Consider the following 7,854-nt stretch of genomic DNA (forward strand, 5'->3'; position numbering starts at 1 on the left):
AATTTATGTAGGAGGGGGGGGTCAAGGATGAAGTGCGACTTGCCCCCCCATCACATCGAAAGCCGCCGACCGAAAATTCGGCGGCGGCATTCTCACATGACAACGGCGCTTGCCGAAGAATGCGCATGCACCTTCGGCATTTGCACTATGCGGCAAGCCTTGCGGCATTCAGCGGGATCTCGACATCGATCTCGAGGATCGAGACGTCGTCATCGCGGTCCATCTTGATCCGCACCTTGTCGGGGTCGAACTCCACGTGCTTGGCGATCACGGCCAGGATCTCTTCGCGCAGGATGGAGACCAGATCGGATTCCAGTGAAGCGCGTTCATGTGCCAGCAAGACCTGGAGCCGCTCGCGGGCCATCGGTGCAGACCGCTGCTGCTTGCGAAACAGGGAAAAAATGCTCATGCGGCCCTCCGCGCGAAAATCTTGTCGAGAAGGCTGCGCTTCTCGCCCGGAATGGTGATTGGCAGGCTTTCGCCGGCGAGACGACGGGCCGCATCAAAATAGGCCTGTGCAGGAATGCTGCGGGCATCGGCAAGCGTAACCGGCGCACCGATATTGGATGCGCGCAGCACATCCATGCTTTCCGGAATGATGCCAAGCAACGGGATCGACAGGATTTCGAGCACGTCATCGACCTTCAGCATGTCGCCGCGCTGGGCGCGGTTGGCATCGTAGCGGGTCAGGAGAAGATGTTTCTCGATGCGCTCGCCGCGCTCCGCCTTCAGGGTCTTGGAATCCAGCAGGCCGATAATGCGGTCGGAATCGCGCACGGAAGAGACTTCCGGATTGGTCACGACCACAGCCATGTCGGCGTGGCGCATGGCAAGCGTCGCTCCGCGCTCGATCCCGGCGGGGCTGTCGCAGATGATCCAGTCGAAATACTTCTTCAGTTCGTTGATGACCCGCTCGACGCCTTCGGCGGTCAGGTTGTCCTTGTCGCGGGTCTGAGAGGCCGGCAGCAGGAACAGGGTCTCGAGGCGCTTGTCGCGGATCAGCGCCTGCGGCAGCTTCGCATCGCCCTGGATCACGTTGACCAGATCATAGACGACCCGGCGCTCGGCACCCATGACGAGATCGAGGTTGCGCAAGCCGACGTCGAAATCGACGACAACGACCTTCTCGTTTCTTTGCGCAAGAGCCGCTCCCAGTGCGGCAGTCGACGTGGTTTTACCCACCCCACCCTTGCCTGACGTTACAACAACAACCTTGCCCATATGTCTCTCCTGTATAGCCCCGCTCGAATTCATCATCACATCATCTTCTCAACTTGGATCGCATCGCCCTCAAGCCACAGTTGAACCGGCTTGCCACGCAGGTCCGGGTCCATGTCTTCGGTCATCGCGTAGACACCGTCGATCGCGATCAGTTCGGATTCGAATTTTCGGCAAAAGATCCGCGCCTCGCCATTGCCCAGGCACCCGGCAAGGGCCCGCCCCCGCAAGGCACCGTAGATATGCACGGACCCCCCGGCGATCACCTCGGCACCGGACGCGACAGATCCAAGGACGGTGATGTCACCCTGTGCAAAGACGATCGACTGGCCGGATCGCACCGGTTCGCGCACCATCAGCGATGGCGCCGAAGCATATTGCTCGACCACGGCCACAGGTTCGGCCGCCGGCTGCACCGCAGGCTTCGACCCTTCGACCGGTATCTCCGTCTGCGGCACCTCGTAGTCGGCCGCAGCCCGCCCGCCTTTCAGCGCCGGCGGCATGCCGGGCTCGATCAGGGAAGCACGTCCACCCTCGATGCCCATGATGCTGACATTGCGCGCCGAAAGCTCGGCGATCAGCCCCTTCAACTGGGAACGGTCGATCTCGATGTCAGATACATCCAGGACAACCGGTCGTCCGAGAAAGAAGCCGGCTGACCGTGCAGCCAGGTCGTCCAAGCGGATCAACCAGTCGTCAAGCGGCAGATCCGGCGCCAGTACGACTGCCAGGAAGGATCGACCTTTGATGCGGATGGAGCGGGAATCGGTTAGCACTTTGGTCATCTACGTAAACAAATCGTTTACGATGACTAGCGCGTATATGGTTAACAAATGGTTAACGCGCGGGTTTTGCCGGCAGGAAAATTAACCGGCTCGCCGATGACAGTCTGGCGCATGTCGCCCGGCTTGCCGCCCTCTTCCACCACAATTCCTGCAATATTCTGACCGTTACAATCCTCTGATCTTACCGTCAGGTATCGCCGCCAGCGGAAGAATTTCGCCGCCGGCCTGACCATTTGGCATGCCGGCACGGACAATCGTCTCGGCAGATGCGGAGCGACGCTTCAGATGGTCGGCGAGACGCAGCGCTAGCGTCACGATCATCAAGGTCGGATTGGCATGACCAGCCGTCGGGAACACCGAGCTTCCGGCAATGAACAAGCCTTCCACACCATGAACCATGCCGTCGGCATCAACGACACTCGTGGCCGGATCATCCCCCATCCGGGTCGTGCCGGACGGATGTGCCATATCCATGAATGCACCCGCCTCGTCGTCATCGGCCAGGATCCAGTCTGCCAGACGTGGCTCCGGCAAGGCCGCCGTCTTGAATTCCGACTGCATCAGTCGTGCCAGTCGCTTGACGCTTTGCCGTTCCAGCGAACCGATACGCCAGTCCACCCGGGCCATCGGAATTCCAAGCCGGCCGGTGGACGGCGAAAGCGTGACCCGGCTGTCAGGATTGGGCGGCTGCTCGACCATGACATCAAAGCGCAGTTCGTCGGATTTGCGCGGCAGGCCCCGTTGCAGGACCTGCCGCTCGTAGAGGCCACGCGCCAGCATTGCCGGCGAGCGCAGAACAGTCAGCAGATCACGCCCCGGCGTCCTTGATCCACGCGCCATGCGCTTCAGCGCAGCCCAGGGATCATCGGAGGAAAGCGTCTGGACGGGATAGGCTGCGCAATTGAGTAGCCCTTCCCGCGCCTGAATGTCTGCACTCAATGCCAGCCCATGCAGGTAGAAATGCGTATTGCCCTTGTGGGTCAAACCGAAGAAGCCGAACTGTCTTGCGACGGGTTCCAGAGTGCTCCGGGGGAAACGGGCAATCACCGTGCGGGGATGATCGGCAAGATATCGTCCGACGACATCCCGGCCGTTTCCGATGCCATGGGGCATGACGGCATTCGATGACAGAAGCAGTCTCGCGTTTTCAACGCCGCCGGAACAAAGAACAATGGTGCGCGCCTGGACCAGAACCCGGTGGTCGGTCAGGCTGCGAACCTCAAGCGAGGTCACGGCACGCCCGGACGGTTCGACATTGATACGTGTCACCGTTGCATGGGTCAGGATCTCGATATTCGGCGCGTTGAGGCTGCGGGCAATCTCGACGAACCGAAAGGGCTCACGCTTCACCGCACTCTGGTGGCTGAACTGCCAGAAGAAGGACCGCAGTTTTGTCTGGTCGAATTGCAGATCTTCGGGTGGCGAACGAAGATGGTCGCGCAGCCGGGCATCGTAGAGATTGGGGCCAAGATTGAGCAGATCGCCGGCACGGTCGAAGAACGGCTCGAGGCTGTCGCGCGTGACCGGCCAGCCGGAACCAGGAAGCCACGAGCGCCGCTCGAAATCGATCTTGTCGAAGGCTGCGCATTTGCCAACCCAGGTATGGCTGCTGCCGCCGACACAGCGATTGCGCAATTCGAAGGCTGGAATGTCGTTCAGCCAGGCAAGGCTGCCATCATATCCGCGCCCGGGCGAAACGACACCGTCTCTTCGACGGGGTTCGCCGATATTCTCGACGCGATTGAGGCTTTGGGCATCCTGCTCGAAATCAAATCCGCCACTTTCAACAATCAGCACCCGGATCTTCGAATGGGCCAGTTCCCGCGCGATCGCAAGGCCTGCAGGCCCCGCGCCGATGATGGCGACATCGGCATGAAACAGGGTATCCTTTGCAGCGGTTCGCAGATCACGCACGCCCATGCCATCGTCCTCGGCCATCGTTCTCGGCATCGTCCTCGCAGCTGCGATTGTGCAGGCAGCTTGAGTGCTCGTTGAGTGCTAACAAAACGGCCGAAACGTTGAAATTGTCCAATATGCTTAGCCCAAACAGCCATTCTACCCATTCAGGTCAGGCCGCGGGACCAGGGCTGGCATAGGCCTAAGCCGGATATCCATTTTGAATTGCTCTCCGACAAATCCTAGACTTCCAGACCAGAGATGGATGGCCCGCGACATCGGCCAGGGGTTGGAGACACGGATGACAAAGGTAGGCTTGCGCGAATGGTTGGCAATCGCTCCCGTCATCGCATCGGGACGGTTGTCGCGATATGGCGGAAGTGCCGGTAGCCCGCTCAACCGCTTCGAAAGCGATTTCTCCGCCGCCTTCGGCGTCCAGCACACATTGGTGGTGAGCAGCGGCACGGGCGCCCTGATTGCAGCCCTTGCCGCCGCCGGCATCGGCCCGGGGGATGAAGTCCTGGTTCCGGCCTATACCTGGATCGCCACGGCCGCTGCCCCCCTGCCGTCGGGGCCGTGCCGGTGCTTGTCGAAATCGACCAGAGCCTGACGATCGATCCGGCAGATATCCTGCGCAAGATAACGCCCAACACGCGCGCGATCATTCCGGTGCATATGGCCAATGTGGTCTGCGACATGGACGCCATCATGCAGATAGCCAGGGATCACAATCTGCTGGTCATCGAAGATGCCTGCCAGGCCGTCGGCCTCACCTACAAAGGCAGGAAGGTCGGCACGATCGGTGACGCTGGTGCCTACAGTTTCAACCAGTTCAAGAATATCAACGTCGGTGAAGGCGGCGCTATCGTCACCAATGACGACCAGCTGTTTGCCCGCGCGCGCATGTACCACGACATAGGCGCGGTCTTTCGCGGACACCTGGACAATGCCAACGCGCCGCTGATCCCCGGCATCAACCTGAAGGCCAGCCAGATCCAGGGGGCCATGCTCAATGTCCAGCTCAAGAAGCTTGGCCCGATGCTGCGCCGGATGCGGCAACGCTACGAGGCCATGGCAGACATCCTGACCTCCAGAGGCGGATTGCGTCTCATTCCGCAGCACGACCCGGCAAACGCCGCGGGGCTGCACGTTGTGTTCGACACAGAAGAAGAGGCGCGCGATTTTGCGGCCCGCAACAAGCGCGGCGTGCACCGGGTCTACGATTCAAGCCGGCATGTCTACACCTTCTGGCAACCGATCCTGGAGCAGCGGACCGTACACCCGAAACTCAACCCCTATGCCTGGGCCGCACGCCCGATGGACTATTCGCCGAAAGCCTGTCCGCGCTCGCTGGACATCTTGAAGCGGACATGTCGCATCACGGTTGGAGAGAACTATCCGTTGGTCTTCATGCGATACATGGCGCGGCGCATGGTCAAGGACCGGGGCATGCCTCTCGCTCCCTATACGACCAACCCGGGACTGACCTGAATCATGCCTGTCGTCGAGCCGCTGGCCGACATTCGTCAGGTCGATATCTGGAACTGGTCCCTCGAAATCCCGGCCAGCGAAGATGCGGTGTCTGGTACTTGCCTTTCACAGGATGAACTGGAGCGGGCGCAGCGATTTGTAAAACCCCGCGATACCCGGCGCTATATGGCAGGCCGAGCCGGGCTCAGATCGATATTGGGCGACTATCTCAGCATTGCGCCGAAAGATGTGCGCTTTTCCTACACCGAGTTCGGCAAACCGTATCTCGATACGACCGGGGAACGCCCGCTCGAATTCAATCTCAGCCATAGCGCTGATCAAGCCCTGCTCGCGGTATCCAGACATTTCACCCTCGGGGTCGACGTCGAAGAAATCAAGCCAATCGCGGAAGATGTAGCAGGCCATTTCTTCTCGGCTGCGGAATGTACCGAACTCAGGGCTTATCCGACCCATGAACACATGGCCGCCTTCTACCGCTGCTGGACCCGCAAGGAAGCCTTCGTCAAGGCACATGGCGCGGGACTGTCGCTTGCGCTGGACTGTTTTGATGTTTCGCTTTCAGCAAGCCCACAACAGATCCTTCGCAGACTGGACCCGGCTGTGGGCGCGGCGCAGGACTGGATGATTATGAATATCGACGTGGCCGAAGGCTTTTGTGCCGCCGTTGCAGTCTTGAACTCCGGACAGCATGTCCACTTGCGTTATTGCGGTGACTGGCGCGCGCGCCCGCGCATCGCATCGATCACATAGCGCCCGCCGGCCGCATCCAGATGGTGACAGGCAACGAGCCCGGGACTGAAGTCGGGCGTGATGGTTCGCACACAGCGCTCCTGGAAGCGATCAAGATCCAGCTGCTCGATTTCCATGATGTTCAGGCCATAGCCATACACACCGAACTCATTGCGCTGCGACGGCCGATAGAGCTTTCCGTCCTCGACGAAGGGACGCCCGCCATTGCGCGCGGTGGTGCTGTCGATGACGACAGGGTTGTTCCTGTGTGCCACGACGGTCTTCAAGTCGGGTCCATCCACTTCAAAGATATGCAGCTCGCTGCAATGGTCCTCATAGGCATGGAAATCAGACAGGTTTGTCAGCAGCCACCACCTGCCATTGTACAGGGTCAGGGTGCTATCGGCCGAAGACAGGCCTTCCAGGGCGGTGGAGTGCAGTTCCCAGCGCAGCGGAAACTCAACGCAACGCCAGATTTCCAGACGCCTCGCCTGGTTCGTCTCCGGCATCATGAACAACTGGCCGTCATGGCGAAAGATGAACGGATATGACAGGTGATGTTCGCAGTTCAAGGCAATGCCCAGCCGCTCAACCCGGTTGCCGACAAGACGGCTGACCGCAATATGCGCCTTGCCGTCACCGGGCGCATAGGCCTCGTAAAACAGGTAGATCTCCCCCTCGTGTTCGAGCAGGAAGGGATCGGCCCGGATCTCGTCCTTGTCCGGTTCAATCAGCACCGACTGGCGCGGATCGAAATCACGCGGGCTCCCCTGCCCGACATAAAGCGCCCAGACGGCAGCGCCGCCGCCGAACTTTGCCTGCACGGCCTTGCTGCTGCGCGCCAGAAGTTCCGATGCAAGACCCCACCCATAGCGCAGGAGCTGTGATCCAGACGGAGGAGCCGAGCGGACGTTATGGGTGGGCCGGTCAGCAGAGGGTTCGATGCGTCCCGTATCGGCAACGCGTCGAAGCTCCCTCATCACGAGGGTCACCGCCCGTTCCTTGATGAAATCCGCGTTGCGGATTGCGCTGAACTTGGTGTTGAACGCTGCAGCGACGAGATTGGCATCCCGCACCGGATCGCCGCGACGGATATCGATGCGCATCTCGGTTGCCGGCCTGTTCTCGATCACGCCGGCATAGCCGGACCAGTCGGTGCCCTCACTCGCCTCGGCAGAAAACGAAAACCGCCACTCACCGAAACGAAGGCCCGCGAGCATGCGCTCAGGCAGTTCACCGGAGGTAAGGCTTAGCACGAGGTCGAGTTTCAGGTCGCTGATGTCAGCCAGCGGCGCCTGGCCGTCCGCGACCCCGTCACCACGCCCCAACGCGACCTGCCGGAACGGCAATGCTGCAGGGTCGAAATGCTGCGGCAGATAGGCGGGCTGACGCGCCAGGGCGATGCGTTCGAGTGCCGCCGCAAGCCGCAAAAGCCGTGACGGCTTGGCTGTTGCGATTGAAGGCGGACACACCAGAACCGACACGGGTGCAAACCGGCTGTCTGCCAGGATCCGATCGATGATCCGCGACTGCCAGTTCTCCAAGCCCTGTTGCCGATCAATCATAACTCCGATCCGCAGCAGCGAGCGATCCGATCGCGAGAGCGTGTCAGCCGGCTTGGCAAAGCTGTCCATGTCAGACGCGCTCCAGCAAAAGCGCGTCCTCGATCGACACGGCAAGCGTGTGAATGCCATCGACGGTCAACGNGTCTTCGTGCCACCCTTCGAGATCGATC

The 7,854-nt window shown here is 60.7% G+C and carries 8 protein-coding genes; 3 read left to right on the forward strand and 5 right to left on the reverse strand.

Annotated features, from left to right (window positions below; all coding sequences use genetic code 11):
* Positions 1–145: 145 nt before the first annotated feature.
* From minE to PDO_RS06085, 4 genes are all read right to left on the reverse strand, one after another.
* Positions 146–409: a cell division topological specificity factor MinE gene (minE, locus tag PDO_RS06070; protein ID WP_007599248.1), complete on the reverse strand. Its 264-nt coding sequence runs from the start codon at positions 407–409 to the stop codon at positions 146–148.
* Entirely contained in the window at positions 406–1,221 is an 816-nt protein-coding gene (minD, locus tag PDO_RS06075; RefSeq protein ID WP_007599249.1) for a septum site-determining protein MinD, read from the reverse strand. The genes minE and minD overlap by 4 nt, the downstream gene beginning before the upstream one ends.
* A gap of 35 nt (positions 1,222–1,256) precedes the next feature.
* The gene (minC, locus tag PDO_RS06080) at positions 1,257–2,003 is read right to left on the reverse strand and encodes a septum site-determining protein MinC (protein WP_007599251.1); all 747 of its coding nucleotides are present in this window, start codon (positions 2,001–2,003) and stop codon (positions 1,257–1,259) included.
* 165 nt (positions 2,004–2,168) lie between these two features.
* Positions 2,169–3,941: an FAD-dependent oxidoreductase gene (locus PDO_RS06085; protein WP_244426363.1), complete on the reverse strand. Its 1,773-nt coding sequence runs from the start codon at positions 3,939–3,941 to the stop codon at positions 2,169–2,171.
* Between the two features lie 259 nt (positions 3,942–4,200).
* Here PDO_RS06085 and PDO_RS29320 point away from each other — a divergent pair, with 259 nt between their 5' ends.
* Genes PDO_RS29320 through PDO_RS06095 form a run of 3 tightly spaced genes read left to right on the forward strand, consistent with a single transcriptional unit; the run spans position 4,201 to position 6,140 of the window.
* On the forward strand, positions 4,201–4,509 hold the full coding sequence (locus PDO_RS29320) for an aminotransferase class I/II-fold pyridoxal phosphate-dependent enzyme (RefSeq protein ID WP_348225817.1): 309 nt from the start codon (positions 4,201–4,203) through the stop codon (positions 4,507–4,509).
* Positions 4,482–5,390, forward strand: coding sequence for a DegT/DnrJ/EryC1/StrS family aminotransferase (locus PDO_RS06090; protein ID WP_348225818.1), 909 nt, complete (start codon positions 4,482–4,484; stop codon positions 5,388–5,390). Before PDO_RS29320 ends, PDO_RS06090 begins: the two co-directional genes overlap by 28 nt.
* Positions 5,391–5,393: 3 nt before the next feature.
* On the forward strand, positions 5,394–6,140 hold the full coding sequence (locus PDO_RS06095; RefSeq protein WP_007599255.1) for a 4'-phosphopantetheinyl transferase family protein: 747 nt from the start codon (positions 5,394–5,396) through the stop codon (positions 6,138–6,140).
* Here the strand turns inward: PDO_RS06095 and PDO_RS06100 are convergent.
* On the reverse strand, positions 6,092–7,753 hold the full coding sequence (locus PDO_RS06100) for a glucosamine inositolphosphorylceramide transferase family protein (RefSeq protein WP_007599257.1): 1,662 nt from the start codon (positions 7,751–7,753) through the stop codon (positions 6,092–6,094). The two genes, PDO_RS06095 and PDO_RS06100, sit on opposite strands and share 49 nt — an antisense overlap.
* Between the last annotated feature and the right edge of the window lie 101 nt (positions 7,754–7,854).

The sequence above is a fragment of the Rhizobium sp. PDO1-076 genome (assembly GCF_000247475.1).
GTDB lineage: Bacteria > Pseudomonadota > Alphaproteobacteria > Rhizobiales > Rhizobiaceae > Allorhizobium.

Excerpts from the sequence above, each read along its gene's own strand:
- PDO_RS06100 (WP_007599257.1), bottom strand. The coding sequence starts at position 7,753 with ATGGACAGCTTTGCCAAGCCGGCTGACACGCTCTCGCGATCGGATCGC.
- PDO_RS29320 (WP_348225817.1), top strand. The coding sequence starts at position 4,201 with ATGACAAAGGTAGGCTTGCGCGAATGGTTGGCAATCGCTCCCGTCATC.
- minD (WP_007599249.1), bottom strand. The coding sequence starts at position 1,221 with ATGGGCAAGGTTGTTGTTGTAACGTCAGGCAAGGGTGGGGTGGGTAAA.
- minC (WP_007599251.1), bottom strand. The coding sequence starts at position 2,003 with ATGACCAAAGTGCTAACCGATTCCCGCTCCATCCGCATCAAAGGTCGA.
- PDO_RS06095 (WP_007599255.1), top strand. The coding sequence starts at position 5,394 with ATGCCTGTCGTCGAGCCGCTGGCCGACATTCGTCAGGTCGATATCTGG.
- minE (WP_007599248.1), bottom strand. The coding sequence starts at position 409 with ATGAGCATTTTTTCCCTGTTTCGCAAGCAGCAGCGGTCTGCACCGATG.
- PDO_RS06085 (WP_244426363.1), bottom strand. The coding sequence starts at position 3,941 with ATGGCCGAGGACGATGGCATGGGCGTGCGTGATCTGCGAACCGCTGCA.